This is a genomic window from Hymenobacter sp. 5516J-16 (assembly GCF_022919335.1).
Taxonomy (GTDB): domain Bacteria; phylum Bacteroidota; class Bacteroidia; order Cytophagales; family Hymenobacteraceae; genus Hymenobacter; species Hymenobacter sublimis.
In genome coordinates this window covers 1,124,972-1,140,986 of record NZ_CP095058.1, presented here as the reverse complement: position 1 = coordinate 1,140,986, position 16,015 = coordinate 1,124,972, and the positions used below count along the sequence as shown (strand labels likewise).

The 16,015-nt window shown below is 56.8% G+C and carries 14 protein-coding genes, 1 tRNA gene and 1 pseudogene; 13 read left to right on the top strand and 3 right to left on the bottom strand.

All coding sequences use genetic code 11. The features are described 5' to 3' along the window. Positions 1-432: 432 nt before the first annotated feature. Positions 433-2,685: a hypothetical protein gene (locus MUN84_RS05600; RefSeq protein WP_244697001.1), complete on the bottom strand. Its 2,253-nt coding sequence runs from the start codon at positions 2,683-2,685 to the stop codon at positions 433-435. A 333-nt stretch (positions 2,686-3,018) separates the two neighbouring features. Here MUN84_RS05600 and tsaD point away from each other — a divergent pair, with 333 nt between their 5' ends. From tsaD to MUN84_RS05575, 5 genes and pseudogenes are all read left to right on the top strand, one after another. After that, the gene (gene tsaD, locus MUN84_RS05595; protein ID WP_244697000.1) at positions 3,019-4,026 is read left to right on the top strand and encodes a tRNA (adenosine(37)-N6)-threonylcarbamoyltransferase complex transferase subunit TsaD; all 1,008 of its coding nucleotides are present in this window, start codon (positions 3,019-3,021) and stop codon (positions 4,024-4,026) included. Positions 4,027-4,201: 175 nt separating this feature from the next. Beyond that, positions 4,202-4,675 (top strand): SsrA-binding protein SmpB, encoded by a 474-nt coding sequence (gene smpB / locus MUN84_RS05590; protein WP_244696999.1) that lies wholly within the window; start codon positions 4,202-4,204, stop codon positions 4,673-4,675. 172 nt (positions 4,676-4,847) lie between these two features. Beyond that, a complete protein-coding gene (locus tag MUN84_RS05585; protein WP_244696998.1) occupies positions 4,848-5,300 on the top strand; it encodes an SH3 domain-containing protein in 453 nt (150 codons plus the stop codon). A 42-nt stretch (positions 5,301-5,342) separates the two neighbouring features. Continuing rightward, positions 5,343-5,651 carry a C40 family peptidase gene (locus tag MUN84_RS05580; protein WP_262920699.1) on the top strand — a complete coding sequence of 103 codons (309 nt, stop codon included), beginning with the start codon at positions 5,343-5,345 and terminating at the stop codon, positions 5,649-5,651. Positions 5,652-5,760: 109 nt separating this feature from the next. Continuing rightward, positions 5,761-6,253 (top strand): annotated as a pseudogene (locus MUN84_RS05575) (HNH endonuclease). 331 nt (positions 6,254-6,584) lie between these two features. Here the strand turns inward: MUN84_RS05575 and MUN84_RS05570 are convergent. After that, on the bottom strand, positions 6,585-7,451 hold the full coding sequence (locus MUN84_RS05570; protein WP_244696996.1) for an alpha/beta fold hydrolase: 867 nt from the start codon (positions 7,449-7,451) through the stop codon (positions 6,585-6,587). A gap of 143 nt (positions 7,452-7,594) precedes the next feature. Here MUN84_RS05570 and MUN84_RS05565 point away from each other — a divergent pair, with 143 nt between their 5' ends. The 3 genes from MUN84_RS05565 to MUN84_RS05555 all read left to right on the top strand — a co-directional run bounded on the left by MUN84_RS05565 (position 7,595) and on the right by MUN84_RS05555 (position 10,105). Next, the gene (locus tag MUN84_RS05565; RefSeq protein ID WP_244696995.1) at positions 7,595-7,924 is read left to right on the top strand and encodes a hypothetical protein; all 330 of its coding nucleotides are present in this window, start codon (positions 7,595-7,597) and stop codon (positions 7,922-7,924) included. A 170-nt stretch (positions 7,925-8,094) separates the two neighbouring features. Beyond that, entirely contained in the window at positions 8,095-8,859 is a 765-nt protein-coding gene (locus MUN84_RS05560) for a DUF3298 and DUF4163 domain-containing protein (RefSeq protein WP_244696994.1), read from the top strand. 181 nt (positions 8,860-9,040) lie between these two features. Beyond that, positions 9,041-10,105 (top strand): fatty acid desaturase family protein, encoded by a 1,065-nt coding sequence (locus MUN84_RS05555; RefSeq protein ID WP_244696993.1) that lies wholly within the window; start codon positions 9,041-9,043, stop codon positions 10,103-10,105. A gap of 36 nt (positions 10,106-10,141) precedes the next feature. Here MUN84_RS05555 and MUN84_RS05550 read toward each other — a convergent pair whose 3' ends face one another. Continuing rightward, positions 10,142-10,684 carry a hypothetical protein gene (locus MUN84_RS05550; RefSeq protein ID WP_244696992.1) on the bottom strand — a complete coding sequence of 181 codons (543 nt, stop codon included), beginning with the start codon at positions 10,682-10,684 and terminating at the stop codon, positions 10,142-10,144. Between the two features lie 188 nt (positions 10,685-10,872). Between MUN84_RS05550 and rpsA the strand changes: the two genes are divergently transcribed. From rpsA to MUN84_RS05525, 5 genes are all read left to right on the top strand, one after another. Then, on the top strand, positions 10,873-12,699 hold the full coding sequence (gene rpsA, locus MUN84_RS05545) for a 30S ribosomal protein S1 (RefSeq protein ID WP_244696991.1): 1,827 nt from the start codon (positions 10,873-10,875) through the stop codon (positions 12,697-12,699). 333 nt (positions 12,700-13,032) lie between these two features. Then, a tRNA-Cys gene (locus MUN84_RS05540) sits at positions 13,033-13,103 on the top strand. A 277-nt stretch (positions 13,104-13,380) separates the two neighbouring features. After that, positions 13,381-14,031, top strand: a complete 651-nt coding sequence (locus MUN84_RS05535) for a cyanophycin synthetase family protein (protein ID WP_244696990.1) — start codon at positions 13,381-13,383, stop codon at positions 14,029-14,031. Further along, a complete protein-coding gene (locus MUN84_RS05530) occupies positions 13,992-15,575 on the top strand; it encodes a Mur ligase family protein (RefSeq protein WP_244696989.1) in 1,584 nt (527 codons plus the stop codon). The genes MUN84_RS05535 and MUN84_RS05530 overlap by 40 nt, the downstream gene beginning before the upstream one ends. Further along, a complete protein-coding gene (locus MUN84_RS05525) occupies positions 15,572-16,003 on the top strand; it encodes a glutamate ligase domain-containing protein (protein ID WP_244696988.1) in 432 nt (143 codons plus the stop codon). Before MUN84_RS05530 ends, MUN84_RS05525 begins: the two co-directional genes overlap by 4 nt. Positions 16,004-16,015 lie beyond the last annotated feature (12 nt).

The window sequence follows — 16,015 nt, the reverse complement described above, 5'->3', positions numbered from 1 at the left end:
CCAGCGGCCCGTACACGCCGCTGATGGTTCCCAGAGCATTTACCCGACCTGCAAACTTCTGCCCGCCCGTCAGCCCGTTCAGCGTCGACAGCTCAAAATCCTTGACCGTAAGGGCCAGGGGCTTGTTGGGGTTTTGGGAAAGGAAGCCCTGGGCGCTAATGCTCTGACTACCGTTGCTCAGGGTCACGTTTTGGAAGTCGAACTCCTTGCCGCCCCCTGAAATCAGCAGGGAGTTATCCGGCGCAATGGTCCATTCCTTGCCCAGCACATTCACCCCCGATTGCCGGAAGGTAATCTTGACGGCATCTTCCAGGAAGGCCAGCGCCCCGTTGATCTGGGCTTTGTTAGTGGTACCAGTTTGGGCCAGGGAGGTAGAAAAGTTGATCCGTTCCTGGTCCCAGACGCCCTCCACGTAGAACTTCTCGGTAGCGCTCAACCCCGGCACCCGCTGCCGAGCGGAGGTGATGTTGGCCTGGGCCAGTACCTCGGGTTGGTAGGGTAGCTTGGACGTGTTGAGTTCGAAGTCGCTGTCCGTGAGCTGCAGGCTGTCGTAGCGGAACTGGTCCACGTGGCCCCGAGCTGGAAAATAGACGTCTGCCCGTTGCGGAAGGACCCATCAATGCGGGTTGAATCCGAAAGGGACAGTTGGGGCATGAACAGGCGCAGCACCGGGTTCGGGCGCTTCAGGTACAGGTTCAGGGCAATCTGGTAGTCGGGGAGGGGACGCTGGCGTTTGCGGCGGTAGTAGGCGGCAATGTCGGCGTCGTTGCTCCGGAAGTTGAGCTTATACTCCGCTACCAGTGTGGTTACATCCCGGATGACCGTGGTAGGGGTGAAGTTGCCGGCCAAATCCAGGTTCAGCACTTCAGAGCGCACCGTAAGCAGCCGCTGCCCATTCCCGTAACGGCTGATGATGTCGAGGGTATCCACGGGCACGGTGCGACCGGCGTAGCTTAGGCGCGAATTTCGCAACCGCGCGTAGCCCAGCAGGTTGTCCAGCTTCAGGCCCTGAAACTTCACGTCGGCGGTAGTGGCTATGGTCACGCTTTGCTTGGTCAGGCCCAGGGCCCGTAAATCGGCGCGGCGCACCCGGGCCCGCAGGTCGAAGGCCTGGCGAGCCTTGTTGAGGTCAATGGTTCCGTCGGCGTCAAACTGCAAGCTGGGGTCATTGGCGGCCACCTGGCCCGTGAACGACTCCCGGCTAAACTTGCCGTTGGTGGTGATGTTGCGGTAGCGGTAGCCGTTCAGCCAGATGCTTTGCACGGTGGCATTGGCCGTGAGGCGGGCCGTGCGCGCATCAAAGCCTACGCCGGCTACCTTGCCGTTCATGGTAATGTCGCGCACCATGCTTTCGTCGCCCAGCAGCTTGCCCAACTGGAAGCCGGTCGTGCGCACTTGGCCCTCGTAGCTGGAGAAGCGTGGGTCGTTCTTGAACTTCAGGTTCACGTCGGATACCACTGAGCCCAGGGCCGTTTGGAAGGAGCCGTTGGCCACGAAGTCGTTGTAGAAACCCAGGAATTGCCCCTTCAGTTTTACTATCCCCAAACGCTGCATGTAGGGCCAGCCCGAGGCCGGAATGTAGCGCCGAATGTCACGGCCATCGACCACGGAAGGCTGCAGGCGCATTTCTATGAAGCTCTCCTTGAAATTCGGCAGCCCTTCTACGTTGATGTCGCCCTTCACCCGAGAGTTGCGCCCGTATTGGATGTCGAGGTTCTTGGTGGTGAAGTTGCGCACATAGCCCTTGGCCTGCCCCGAAATCAGCACAGTTTCCTTCAGGTCGCGCATGAAGGGCTGGGGCGCGAACTTGGCAATGTCGTCGGAATAAACGCGGCTGGGCTGCAGGCGGGCAATAACCTTTACCGAGTCGTTGAAGTCCGTGAAGTTGAGGAAATGGTCGTACTCGAAGCGGATGTAGTCGTGGAGTTGGCTGTTCTGTACTCGCAACATCAGCTTGTCGAACTCCCAGAACTTGCCCGCGTAGGTCATGTTCGAGGTCAGCTCGCGCAGGCGGGTGCCGGAGGGCGTGTCCACGGTGCGCAGGCCCCGGATGTTGGCGTGAATCGTGTCACCCTTAAACCAAAGCTGGTCGGCATCGGCGTAGATGCTGTCCAGCTGCATATGGGCGTAGTCCATGGTGCGGCCGTACTCCGGGATGCGCGGTACATCCTGGCGCTCCAGCACGAAGCGGCCGTTACGCAGGCCAATGGCCTCAATCTTGAAATCGAAGGGCTTGCTGACCTTGGTGGTATCCGGCGGGCCCAGCAGGCGCTTGATGGAGCTAATGAATTGGGTAAGGGTAGTGGAGTCGGGCTGGTCTTTGTAGGTAATCAGGTTAAAGCGCGGCTCCTCCAGCGTGAGCTTGCCCACGTGTAAGTGGCTGGGGTCGAAGACGGTAAACAGGCGGATGTCCGCGTCGGCCCGGCCAATGTTAAACAGCTCATTGCCGCGCCTATCCAGCACCCGCACGCCTTCCAGCAGCACCCGCGAGAACGGGCGCACATCTACCCGGCCTACAATTACCTGCTGCCCGAGCTTGTCGGTGAGGATGCTAGCGGCCCGCTTGGCCAGGTTGGTTTGTACGCTAGGCACGCGCAAGGCCACCAGCGCACCCACCACCGCCAGCAGAACCAGCAGGAGCAGGGCAAACAGAACCTTGAGCGTTACGGACAGAAAACGAGGCACGGACAGGCGAAACAGGAGAAGCGAAGGGCAGCCCGAAGCAAAGATACAGGGTTCACCCGACCGTTGCCTGGCAAGTTGGCCCCGCGCAAAAACGTTACCAGCGGGGCCAGGGTTAGAGTAAAACGCCGGAAAGCGGCAATGTGGTGTTTTGCCCCGACCTTTGAAGGGAATTAAGAATTAGGAATGAGGAGTTGAAGATGGCGGACACTTGTATGCAGGTGGCGCTTGTCTATGCTCCTTAATTCCTTGTGGTCGTCGCCTATTCACCACTACCAACGACAACGTAGGGCCAGCCCAATTCTTCCTTCCTCATTCTTCATTTTTAATTCCTCCATGCATCCCGTCATTCTCGCCATTGAGTCTTCCTGCGACGATACGTCGGCGGCCGTACTGGTCGGCGGCGAAATCCGCTCCAACGTGGTAGCTACCCAGCAAGTACACGAGCAGTACGGCGGGGTAGTGCCGGAGCTGGCCTCCCGGGCTCACCAGCAGCACCTGATTCCGGTGGTGGAAGCCGCCCTGCAGAAAGCCGGCATCCGCAAGCAAGACCTTGATGCGGTGGCCTTTACCCAAGGGCCGGGTTTGCTGGGCTCCTTGCTGGTAGGCGGTATGTTTGCCAAAACTCTGGCCCTGGCTTTGGGCAAGCCGCTGATTGCTGTGAACCACATGCGGGCCCACATTCTGGCGCACTTTATTGACGCGCCTCGGCCCGTGTTTCCCTTCCTGTGCCTGACCGTAAGCGGCGGCCACACCCAGCTGGTAGTGGTGCGTAGCGCCCTCGACATGGAAATCATCGGCCAGACCATTGACGACGCCGCCGGTGAGGCTTTCGACAAAACGGCCAAGCTGCTTGGGCTGCCCTACCCCGGCGGCCCGCACCTGGACAAGCTGGCCCGCGAAGGAAACCCTACCCGCTTTCCGTTCCCAGTTGGGGCTATGCCCGGGTACGATTTCTCGTTTAGCGGGCTGAAAACGGCGGTGCTCTACTTCCTGAAAAAGGAAACCGCTCAGAACCCCAATTTCATCCAGGAAAACCTACCCGACCTCTGCGCGAGCATCCAGCATACCATCATCCAAACCCTGCTGCGTCAGTTACGCCGCGCCGCCCACGACCAAGGCCTGACCCAGATTGCCCTGGCCGGTGGGGTAGCCGCGAATAGCGGCCTGCGTCAGGCCCTACAGGATGAAGCCCAGGCTCAGGGTTGGCAGGTGTTCATTCCAGCCTTTCAATACTGCACCGATAACGCCGGCATGGTGGCTATGACGGCCCAGTTTCAGTATGAGGCCGGCGACTTTGCCGACCAGCTCGTCAGCTCCGACCCGCGCCTGAAGCTGGCGTAACCCGGCCCGGGAGAAAGGGTTGTTATTCCGCGCGGAGCGAGGAGTTTGGGTTTACTACCCAACGGCTTAACCCAGATGCCTCCTGCGTCGGAAGGACAGGTAAGCACGCCTGATTTCTTTGCTCCGGCCAGCCTCCTCCGTGAAATCAACGTAATCTTGCCTAATCAGTAGTTTTATGGCAACCAAAAAAGACGATACGCCTAAGCGCGTCAATATTCTCAACCGCCGCGCCAGCCACGAGTATGCTTTCCTGGTAAAGTACGACGCGGGCATCATGCTGCAGGGCACCGAAATCAAGAGCATCCGGGAGGGTAGCGTCCAGATTCAGGACGGCTTCTGCACTTTCCACCCCGACGGTAGCCTGTGGGTGCACAACCTCACCATTGCCAAGTACACCGAAGGTACCTACAACAACCACGAGCCCACCCGCGCCCGCAAGCTCCTGCTCAACAAGCGCGAGCTGAAGCAGTTAGCCAACAAAAACCAGGAGCAGGGCCTCACCATCATTCCCATTCGCATGTTCGTGAATGAGCGAGGCTTTGCCAAGCTGGAAATTGCTCTGGCCAAAGGCAAAAAGCTTTTCGACAAGCGCGACGACCTTAAAGCCAAGGACCAGAAGCGTGAAATGGACCGCGCCCGGGATTATTAAGTGAGATGGTGAAATTGTGATTCAGTGAGTTTTTGGATAGATGTTTGGCTGGTTGCCGATTAAGCGGGAGCTTCGCGTCCGTATATTAGCAGCCGACTACCCACGTAGGTAGTCTACTTCTGCGCATGGTGAACAGCAACTCACCATTTCACCATCTCACCAGTTCACCGTCTTGGATTACGGAATCTGCGCCCTGAGCGCCGTGCCGGTACGAGCCGAACCTTCCGATAAGGCCGAAATTGTCACCCAGCTTATCTTCGGAGAGTGCTATACCATTTTGCGCGCCCAGGAGCAGTGGCGGCAGATTCGGCTGGCCGCCGACCAATATGTGGGCTGGATTGATGGCAAGCAGCACCTGCCCGTAACGGCGGAGTACCTGCAGGCCTGGCAGGCCCAGGACCACCCCCGCACCCTCGACGTGGTGCAGATGGTAAGCGACGAGGCCACCCGCGTTCCAGTAACGCTGGGCGCCCGCCTACCCTTTTTCGACGGCATGACCTTGCGCCTGGGCGAGCGGCAACTGTTTTATAACGGCGCCGCTACCAACCCGCAGAACGGCCACGGCCCCACGGCCCCGTCGACCAGCGCCTCCGGTTGCTACAAAAAATGGCGCTTACGTTTCTGAAAGCACCCTACTTGTGGGCGGTAAAACCCTGTTCGGCATCGACTGCTCGGGGCTGATGCAGCAGCTGTATGGCTTGGTTGGGGTGCAGCTACCCGTGATGCCCACCAGCAAATCAATTTGGGGCAGCCGGTGCACTTCGTGGCCCAAACCCGCCCCGGCGACCTCGCCTTCTTTGATAACGCCGAAGGCCGCATCATTCACGTGGGCCTGCTGCTAGAAGACCAACAGATATTGCACGCCAGCGGAGAGGTACGCATCGACCCCTTGGACCACAACGGTATCTTCCGCCGCGACCAGCAGAAGTACAGCCACAAGCTCCGCCTGATTAAGCGAATTTTACCCGACGAATAGTCGGGCTTGCTGTCCGCATTAGCCTACCGAACTAAACCGGGTAGCTATTGTTAATACGCTAAGAATCATCTAGCTTTCTGCCAGACCAGATTCCTTTTTCTTAGCGTGTATGGACCAAAAAGTGCTTGTGTTGAACGGTGACTACACGGCTATTACGCTGTGCAGTGTACAGAAGGCCTTTGTACTTCTGTTTTTAGAAAAAGCCGAACTGATTGCCAAGTCGGAAAACGGGGTGTTGCGCACGGTAAGCAAGGCGTTTCCCAAGCCCAGCATCATCCGGTTGCAGCGCTACGTGCGGGTGCCGTACAAGGGCATTGCCCTGAGTCGGCACAACGTCATGAAGCGGGACCATTTCGAGTGCCAGTACTGCGGCTCCACGAAAAACCTGACCCTGGACCACGTGTTGCCCGAAGTAGGGGCGGCGACTCGAGTTGGGCTAACCTGCTCACGGCTTGCGCGCGGTGCAACCACGCCAAGGGCCACCGCACCCCCAGGAAGCCGGCCTTACCATTAGGCAGCAACCCAAAAAGCCTACCCTCACCGGCTTCCTCAAACTCAGCGCCGGTACCCTCGACCAAAACTGGCACCCCTACCTTCACTAACAAAACCGGCAGCCCAACGGCTGACCGGTTTTTTTGTGCCTAGTGAGGGTACCAGAATGGTGTGTGCTACTGACTAACCTTCCACGCCACATAAGAACGTCATGCAGAGCCGGAGGCGAAGCATCTCGCGTGCTGAGGTTGGGAGTAGTACTTATACCTCAGCACACGGGATGTTTCGTCTTCGGCTTTGCATGACGTTTTTCAGTTGTGCACCCAGAACTGCCGTATGAGCGCCTCAGATAATAAAAGTCTTGGCTTGAGGCACATAAAAAAAGCGCCCTTAGCGGATAGCCGGGGGCGCTTTTTTTATAATTCCAGTCGGAAATTACACCTAGTACTGATCAGATGTGCCGCCTACAGTGCCCCCGCTGGCAAAGGCCAGCAAGTCGCGGTTCAGGCGGTCTTTTTCCGTTACGAACAGGCCGTGCGGGGCGCCGCTGTACTCCACGAATTGGGCGTGGGGCACATATTGGGTCATCCGCTCCCCGCTGTTTTTCGGCGGCACGGTTTCGTCGCTGCTGCCGTGGATAACAAGGGTCGGCACTTTAAGCGAAGCTAGGTCCTGGCGGAAGTCGGTGGCGGCAAAGGCGTACACGCACTGCTCCGTAGCGCGGGGCGAGGCCAGCTGGCACATCGACTGCATCCAATCCAGGGTAGCCTGGCTAACCGGGTGTTTGATGACGCCCACACCGAAAAACTTCTTCCCGAAGCTCTGCAGGAAATCGAACCGGTCTTTGCGGATATTCTCCACCATGTCGTCAAATACCGACTTGTCGGCCCCGTCGGGGTTATCGTCGGTTTTGAGTAGGAACGGCGTTACGGCCGAAACAAAGGCTACGCGCGCTACCCGGGCCCCGCCGTAGCGGCTCATGTAGCGGGCTATTTCGCCCCCACCCATGGAAAAGCCGACCAAGGTTACGTTCTGCAGGTTCAGGGTTTCCAGCACCGCATTCAAATCGTCGGCAAACGTGTCGTAATCGTTCCCCTCCCAGGTTTTGGAGGAGTTACCGAAGCCTCGGCGGGTGTAGGCTACTACCCGGTTGCCGTGCTTAGGCAGCTCGGCCAGCTGATATTCCCACATTTCATAGGTAGCAGGCCAGCCGTGAATCAGCACGATGGGATTGCCCTGGCCCTGGTCAATGTAATGCAGTTTAACGTCTTCGCCGTTGGCGTCTTGGCCTGCTTTAATGTAGCTCATAGGAAAGAAGGTGAAAGGTGTTAGGAACAGCGTACAAAGGATACAATGTCTGTACATACGCTTGGGCTTAGTGGAGGATAGACGGATGCCAAGATGTTGCACACCCCTGTAAGAACCGCCCGAATTCTGCGTTCTTTGGGCCGATGAGCCTCTCCTTTGTTCCGCGCCTGCGTGCCCTACCGCGGCTGTTACTTTCCACCGCCGCCCTCGGGTTACTGCTAACCGGCTGCAATTCCAACCCCAATACTTCCACTGCGCACACCACTACCGCCAAGTCGCCCGTAGCGGCTGGCAGCGCCGAGCCGACTGATTCGCCGGGCACCTGGTACCGGCAGTATAGAGGCGTGCTGCCCGGCTCCTCTGACAGCATCACCCTGCACCTACAATGCTTACCCGAAAGCCTGGGGAGGCCTCGCCCAGTCGATTTGTCGGCTTTTATTCCGCCGCCGATGGACGCCCGTATGAGGTTATAGGCAACCGGTCAGCCGGGACCGACAGTCTTACCCTGCAGGATATGAGTGCGGAAGTAATACCGCCACATCAGGAGGGGCCGCGCTGGCAGCTTGCCTTTCAGGGCTCCGATTTAATAGGTACCCGCGCCGGCAAAGCGGTGCTTCTTCGGCGGATACATGTGCCGTTGGGTATGCAGTTAGTTTCGCGCAGCATCACGGCCAACGTGCCGGCCCGTCCCAATCATCCGGAAGACACCATCACCGGTAGGGTAGGGCTGCATGCCTTGCTACCCGTGGCAGGTGGTAGTCGTGCTGCATTAACAGCCACCATGCTGCGGGCCCTGCGCGGCGACTCCCTCACTACCCGCCCGGCGCCTACCCTACACGCACTGTGGAAAGAACAGCTCATCAGCTTCACCCAAGGCTATCAGCAGGAAGCCGGCCCCATGCTAACCGAACTGGAAGCGGATACCAGCAGCTACCGCCCGCTGGCTGCCCTCCGCTACGAGCAGCAGACCAGCACCCATGTGCTCTGGAACGAGGGTACTTTACTTAGCATCGGGTATGCCAGGTATGATTACAGCGGCGGTGCCCATGGTAACTATGCTACCACCGTTTGCAGCTACGATACCCGCACCGGCCGCCCTCTCCGCTACCCCGACATTTTTCGTTCTGGCACCGAGGCCCAGCTAGAGCAGCTGCTGGGCCGTTACGCGCGCCTAGTTTTGGGACTGAGGCCAGGGCAACCGCTCTCGGAGGTGCTGTTTGAGAACACGCTACCCGTTACCCGCAACGTGTACCTGACCAGCGGCGGGGCCGTGTTTGTATACTCGCCCTATGAGGTAGCGTCGTTTGCCCAAGGAGAAATTCGGGTGTTTGTACCCGTATCCGCGTTACGACCCCTGCTACAGCCGGATTTACCGCTTGCTGGTAAAGCAGAACTGGTGCGGAAATGAACGAAGCGCATCTGCTTGGGCTTACAGAGGTGGCGCGGCCCTGCATACCCAGCGAATAGGGTAGCCCGCCTCCCGCAAACGAGCCAATCATGGTGGTGCAAAATCCCGCCTTTCCTACCCCAAACGCCGAAGAGGAAACCTGAACCGGTATCTTTGTCTTCGTTCTTCTTGACCACCCCTTATGCAAGCACCCAAATTCGCTGCTTCCCGCTCCTTTCACCAGGAACTGAAGCGCCGCACCAACGCCTACTTTGCCGAGGCTGGCAAATCGACTACGGGAGGTAAAACCCTGTTCTTCAAAGCAGTGTTGCTAACGGCCGCTTTTGTAGCCGTTTACCTGCATCTTGTGTTCTGGACGCCCACTGCCTGGGTAGGCGTGGCTGAATGCGCCCTGCTGGGCTTTATTGGGGCGGCCATCGGCTTTAACGTCATGCACGACGGGGCCCACGGTTCCTTCAGCAAGAAAAAGTGGATGAACCAGTTTGCCGCGTTTACCCTGAACGTAATGGGCGGCAACTCCTACATGTGGAACGCCAAGCACAACCTCATCCACCACATGTACACCAACGTGGAAGGTGTGGACGACGACCTCGACGCCCAGCCCTGGCTGCGTCTGAGCCCGGAGCAGCCCCGTCGCAAGCTCCACCGCTTCCAGCACCTCTACTTCTGGTTTTTCTACGCCTTGCTCTTCATCGCCTGGATTTTCTACATGGATTATCAGAAGTATTTCCGCGGCAAAATCGGGGAGATGCCCATCAAGAAAATGACGGCCTCGGACCAGGGCGTGTTCTGGGGCTTTAAAGTGCTGCACCTGGGGCTGTTTGTGGCTCTGCCTATTTATATGGTAGGCGTGGTAAGCTGGCTGGTAGGCTTCTTGGTATTCATGGCCGTAGCGGGTTTCACCCTGAGCATCGTGTTTCAGCTAGCGCACACAGTAGAGCACACCAGCTTCGTAGTGCCCCACGAAACCACCCGCAAGATTGAGGACGAGTGGGCCATCCACCAGATCAAAACCACCGCCAACTTCGCTACGGATAACAAGGTGATTAGCTGGCTGGTAGGCGGCCTCAACTTCCAGGTAGAGCACCACCTGTTCCCCAACATCTCCCACGTGCACTACCCCGCCCTGAACAAGATTATCCGCCAGATGTGCGCGGAGTTCGGTGTAGAGTACAACGAGTATCCCAAAATGCGCTACGCTGTAGCTTCACACGTAGCTCACCTGCGGGAGTTAGGTAGGGCGTAGATTACCTAAAGAATACGATTTACAAAAAGAGGCGGCTCACATATGAGCCGCCTCTTTTTGTAAATCGTATTCTTTAGGCTGGTTAGCATCACCTACTAGTCGCCATCCCTGTCTTAGTAACTTTTCCGCTTCTGAGCCGATATATATTCCGCTAGCCGTCTTTCGAAATTCCTTACCAAATCTACGCCGATATGAAGCAATTAGATTAGTAGCGAATTTAGAATTCAAGGCTGTTCCTATAGAACTGGACACTATAATTCCATCTTGATATATTCCTCCTAGTTGTATTGCTAACGATTCAGGATTTGCAAGCTGATCAACAGCATATTTAAACCCTCCCATCCTTTGCGGAACTGTTCGGATTTGGAGTGAAGAGGGAGAAGACAGAACAATATAACGTCTGCATTGCACGGTGGCTTTTGCAGCTGGCTGGTCGAATGTTGGAGTAGATACAAGCGAGTTGTATAAAACTGGTACTTGAGAATCGAAAAGCCCTGCTTCATAATAATCTAGGTTCCTATCTTGCTCAATAGCTTGGATTATTGGTTGGATATCATTGGTAGTGGCAAAAAAGTACATAGTTTCTTTGTTCTGGTAATAGAAGATCTATCAAGTATAAACGTTTCACAACTCTCCCCCAAACTCCTTATCTTTGCCGCCCCGCCAGGGTGGCGAGGCCGGCGCTTCGGTGCTGTGTATCAAACAAAAACGCGTTCCGGAGGCGGGCCCTGCGCCGGACGTGTACATGAGGGCCACTGCATCATATCATGGCAGAAATAGTAGACAACTTCGACTGGGACAACGTTGGAGCAAACAGCTTTGGTGGTAACTATACCGCTGAGCAGCGCGCCGAGATGGAGGAAATGTACAGCGGCACGCTGACTACCGTCCAGGAGGAAGAAGTAATTAAAGGCACCGTAGTGGGCATCACTGACCGCGACGTAATCCTGAACATCGGCTTCAAATCCGATGGTCTGGTGCCCCTCTCCGAATTCCGCGACCTGCCCGAGCTGAAAGTGGGCGACGAGGTGGAGGTGTTCATCGAGGACCAGGAAGACCAGAACGGTCAGCTAATCCTGTCGCGTAAGAAGGCCAAGATCAAGCAGGCTTGGAAAGCTATTTACGACGCTTTGGAGAACGACACCGTTCTGGAAGGCGTAGTAAAGCGTCGTACAAAAGGTGGTCTGATCATGGATCTGGACGGCGTAGAAGCCTTCTTGCCCGGCTCGCAGATTGACGTGAAGCCCATCCGTGACTTCGACATCTATGTAGGTCGTCGCATGGAAGTGAAAGTGGTGAAAATCAACGCCGCTTTCGACAACGTGGTAGTTTCGCACAAAGTCCTGATCGAGAAAGACCTCGAGAAGCAGCGCGAAGCCATCCTCAACAACCTGGAAAAAGGCCAGATCCTCGAGGGCGTTATCAAGAACATGACCAACTTCGGTGTGTTCATCGACCTCGGTGGCGTAGACGGTCTGCTGCACATCACCGACATCTCGTGGGGCCGCATCGCTCACCCGAGCGAAGTACTGCAGCTTGACCAGAAGCTGAATATCGTAGTGCTTGACTTCGACGAAGCCAAGAAGCGTATCAGCCTCGGCCTGAAGCAGCTGACCCCCCACCCATGGGATTCGCTGGGCGCCGACATGGGCGTAGGCTCGAAGGTGAAAGGCCGCATCGTGAACGTTGCCGACTACGGTGCGTTCATGGAAATCATTCCCGGCGTAGAAGGCCTGATCCACGTTTCAGAAATGAGCTGGAGCCAGCACCTGCGTAACCCGCAGGACTTCATCAAGCAGGGCGACGTAGTAGAGGCGCAGATCCTGACCCTCGACCGCGAAGACCGTAAGATGAGCCTGGGTATCAAGCAACTGAGCGAGGATCCATGGACCCGCGGCGACTTCGCTACGAAGTATGCCGTAGGTACCAACCACAACGGTCTGGTGCGCAACCTGACCAACTTCGGCCTGTTCGTAGAGCTGGAAGAAGGTGTGGACGGCCTCGTGCACGTTTCAGACTTGTCGTGGACCAAGAAGATCAAGCATCCTTCGGAAGTAGTGAAGGTGGGTGACCGTCTGGACGTAGTAGTTCTGGAGCTGGACGTAGCCAACCGTCGTCTGGCCCTGGGCCACAAGCAGCTGGAAGAAAACCCCTGGGATACGTTCCAGACGGTATTTACTCCCGGCTCGGTGCACAAGGCTACCATCACCGAGAAAAACGACCGTGGTGCGGTGCTCGAGTTGCCCTACGGCATCGAAGGCTTCGCGTACCCCAAGTCGCTGGTGAAGGAAGACAACAGCAACGCTGAGAACGGCGAAACCCTGGACTTCCGCGTAGTTGAATTCTCGAAGGATGACCGCCGTATCGTGCTGTCGCATACTGCTGTGTTCAACCAGGCTCAGGAAGAAGATTCCCGCGCTTCGAAGTTCGCGAAGAAGAAGCCTGCTACGGGTGCCGCTGCTGGCGCTCAGGGCGAAGGCAAACTAAGCGACCTGAAGAAGCCCGCCACGGCTGAGAAGTCGACCCTCGGTGACCTAGACGCTCTGTCCGCACTGCGCGACAAGATGCTAGGTAACGAGCAGGGCGGCGAGTAATTTCGCCAGCCCTTTGGCTTGATAAACAAGAGGCCCCGGAGCAATCCGGGGCCTTTTTGTTGCATAGGAGGTAAGCAAGGCTGTTTTTCCGAGCCTGGGCGCATCAAGCCAGTGACGAGGAATCAGGGTCCCGACTAAAAGGCCAATCCAAATTCCGCGTTACTAGTTTGATGCGCCATAAGCTCGAAAGTACAGTTCCCCCTGTCGCGGAAACGAAAGAGCTATAAAATTTGCTGCAGAAATCCAGTGACTTAACCGGTTAACAAGCGAAAATACGCTGGTGAGCTTGGCTGAAGTCGGATTAAGGCGTATGTTTGCATCCTCAAAACCACTGGTGACGTGACCGAGTGGCTAGGTAGAGGTCTGCAAAACCTCCTACAGCGGTTCGAATCCGCTCGTCACCTCTTTTTCCTGTTTTCAGAGTGCCTAGTACCCCGGTCGATTAGCCCCGACCGGGGTTTTTGCATTTAATAGCCTTAAAGCAGAGTTGAGCTTGCAGCCAGCCTGTTGCAATGTAACAGAACTAAGGGCGGCAGTTTGTAATAAATATTTATACCGCAAATACTGTCACGGCGCGGATTATCCCTCCAATAGGCTAAAAATGATTACAACGGCATTATCCCTACATTTCATTCCCGCGTAGAGAAGCGTACATCCTTATTCCCTTTTCATCTTTTTCCCATGAAGATTATTGACCTCCGCACAATGCGCGGCCCCAGCTACTGGTCTGTGAAACATCACAAGCTGATTGTGATGAAAGTAGACCTGCAGGATCTGGCCGATACGTGGTCGAACAGCGTGCCGGCCTTAGCTGAGCAGCTGCCGAAGCTGTTGCCTGAGCTAGCCCAACCGCAGACCGGCGATTTGGATAAATCGTCGACGAAAAACCCACCGCTTACCGAGGAGCAGCTAGCCGACGGTGAACCCCTAGGCTACGTGATTCTGCAGGTGGCGCTGGCCCTGCAACGCACGGCTGGTATGCCAGTAATCTGGGGTAAGTCGTACCCGGCGCATCAGGAGGGCGTAGATTTTGTGGTGTTCTGCTACCAGGAAGAGCGGGCCGGGCGCGTGGCCGCTGAGGCCGCCGTGCACATCGTGGAGGATCTATGCAAGGGCCAGCCAGTGGACCTGAAACCCATCATTGAAGAGCTGCACGAAATCCGGGAAGAGGAATTTTTTGGTCCGAGTACCTACAGCATTGTGGCCGAAGCGGCTTCGCGCAACATCCCCTACATCCAGCTCAAGAATAGCAATATTATCCAGCTGGGCTACGGAGTTAACCAGAAGCGCATTTGGGCTACTACTACCAGCTATACTTCCCACGCGGGGTAGAGGTAGCGGGTAATAAAAACCGCACCAAAGCCATGCTGAAGGACGCGGGCGTACCCGTTCCCTATGGCACCACAGTGTACTCGGAGGCGGGCTTGCGTGACGCCGTGGAGGACTTGGGTTTTCCCATCGTGACCAAGCCCCTGGATGGCAACCACGGCAAAGGCGCTACTATCCGCATCATGAACTGGGAAGATGCCGTGGAAGGGTTACAAGCCGCGCAGAAGTACTCCCGGGCCGTTATTGTGGAGCAGTTCATTGAGGGCCACGATTACCGACTGCTAGTAGTTAACGGTAAGCTCATTGCCGCTGCCAAACGCACTCCGGCGGCCGTAACCGGGGATGGAGTTAGCACCATTCAGCAGCTTATTGATAAGATTAACGAGGACCCACGCCGCGGTATCGGCCACGAAAAGGAGCTGACCAGCATTAAGGCCGACCAGCACACGCTGGACATTCTGCGCGTGCAGGACCTAACCATAGATTCCGTGCTGCCCGCGGGCAAGGAACTCTACTTGAAAAGCACGGCTAACATCAGCACAGGCGGCACCGCCACGGACGTCACTGACCTGGTACACCCGTACAATGTGTTGCTAGCGGAGCGGGTAGCCGGCATTATCGGCTTGGATATCTGTGGTATTGACCTACTGACGTCTGACATTGCCATTCCGCTGAACGAGACGCGCGGGGCCGTTATTGAGGTTAACGCGGCGCCTGGTTTCCGCATGCACATTGCCCCCACCGAGGGCCTGCCCCGGAACGTGGCCGCGCCGGTAGTGGATATGCTATTCCCAACCGGCAGCACGGCTCGTATTCCGATTTTCGCTGTAACCGGTACCAACGGCAAAACCACTACTACTCACTTGCTGTCCCACATTGTAGCGTCCAAAGGCTACAAGGTAGGCCACACTACCACCAGCGGCATTTATATACAAGGTGTGCAATTGCAGAGTGGGGACTGCACCGGAGGGCAAAGCGCGGAGTTTGTGCTGAAAGACCCGACGGTAAACTTTGCGGTGCTGGAAACGGCGCGGGGCGGCATGCTTCGCTCAGGCCTGGGCTTTCATACCTGCGACGTGGCCATCGTAACCAACGTAGCGGCTGACCACCTGGGGATGCGCGACATTTATACGGTGGAGGAAATGGCGGCCGTTAAGGGCGTATTGCCTCGTACGGTGCACAAAAACGGGTGGGCTGTACTCAACGCCGATAACGACTTGGTGTACGCCATGCGGGAGAAGTTGGAGTGCAAAGTGGCGCTTTTTAGTATGAATGAGCACAGCCCCCGCATCCGGGAGCACGCCGAAAGTGGTGGGCTGGCCGCCGTGTACGAGGAGGGCTACATCACCATTTATAAGAACAGCTATAAGCTGCGCATCGACCGTGCCTCGGAGTTCCCTATCACGTTTGGGGTAGGGCTACATTCAACATTGAAAATTCGCTGGCTGCGGCCCTGGCTTGCTACTGCTACGGCTTCGACAAGGACGACATCAAGCAGGCCCTGCGCACGTTTGTACCCTCGGCCGCCAAAACGCCGGGCCGCATGAATGTGTATAAGTTTCCGACTTTCGAGGTAATTGTGGATTATGCCCACAATACCCACGGCATCGAGAAGTTTGCCGAGTTTCTGAATGCCACGGAGGCGACCCGCAAGGTAGGGGTGGTGTCGGGCCTGGGCGACCGGCGCGACGAGGACACGCTTAGCTTCGCCCGGGTGGCGGGCCGTATTTTCGATGAGGTGGTGCTGCGTCAGGATCGGGACTTGCGCGGTAAAACCGCCGAGGAACTCCACGAAATCATGACCCGCGGCCTACGCCTGGATAATCCGGAGCTACCCATTACCTACATCGAAAACGAAATGGACGCCATTGACCACGTGCTCAACACGGCGCAGCCCGGCTCGGTCGTCGTGCTGTTCACGGAAAATATCAAGGCTACCCTCAAGAAGCTAGACGACTACGAATCACAGATTTAGCTAGATTCGTCG

What these genes read in the sequence shown, in the direction of transcription:
- MUN84_RS05560 (WP_244696994.1), top strand. Translation starts at nt 8,095, where the DNA reads ATGCAGTTAGTTTCGCGCAGCATCACGGCCAACGTGCCGGCCCGTCCC.
- MUN84_RS05555 (WP_244696993.1), top strand. Translation starts at nt 9,041, where the DNA reads ATGCAAGCACCCAAATTCGCTGCTTCCCGCTCCTTTCACCAGGAACTG.
- MUN84_RS05535 (WP_244696990.1), top strand. Translation starts at nt 13,381, where the DNA reads ATGAAGATTATTGACCTCCGCACAATGCGCGGCCCCAGCTACTGGTCT.
- rpsA (WP_244696991.1), top strand. Translation starts at nt 10,873, where the DNA reads ATGGCAGAAATAGTAGACAACTTCGACTGGGACAACGTTGGAGCAAAC.
- MUN84_RS05525 (WP_244696988.1), top strand. Translation starts at nt 15,572, where the DNA reads ATGAATGTGTATAAGTTTCCGACTTTCGAGGTAATTGTGGATTATGCC.
- smpB (WP_244696999.1), top strand. Translation starts at nt 4,202, where the DNA reads ATGGCAACCAAAAAAGACGATACGCCTAAGCGCGTCAATATTCTCAAC.
- tsaD (WP_244697000.1), top strand. Translation starts at nt 3,019, where the DNA reads ATGCATCCCGTCATTCTCGCCATTGAGTCTTCCTGCGACGATACGTCG.
- MUN84_RS05550 (WP_244696992.1), bottom strand. Translation starts at nt 10,684, where the DNA reads ATGTACTTTTTTGCCACTACCAATGATATCCAACCAATAATCCAAGCT.
- MUN84_RS05565 (WP_244696995.1), top strand. Translation starts at nt 7,595, where the DNA reads ATGAGCCTCTCCTTTGTTCCGCGCCTGCGTGCCCTACCGCGGCTGTTA.
- MUN84_RS05570 (WP_244696996.1), bottom strand. Translation starts at nt 7,451, where the DNA reads ATGAGCTACATTAAAGCAGGCCAAGACGCCAACGGCGAAGACGTTAAA.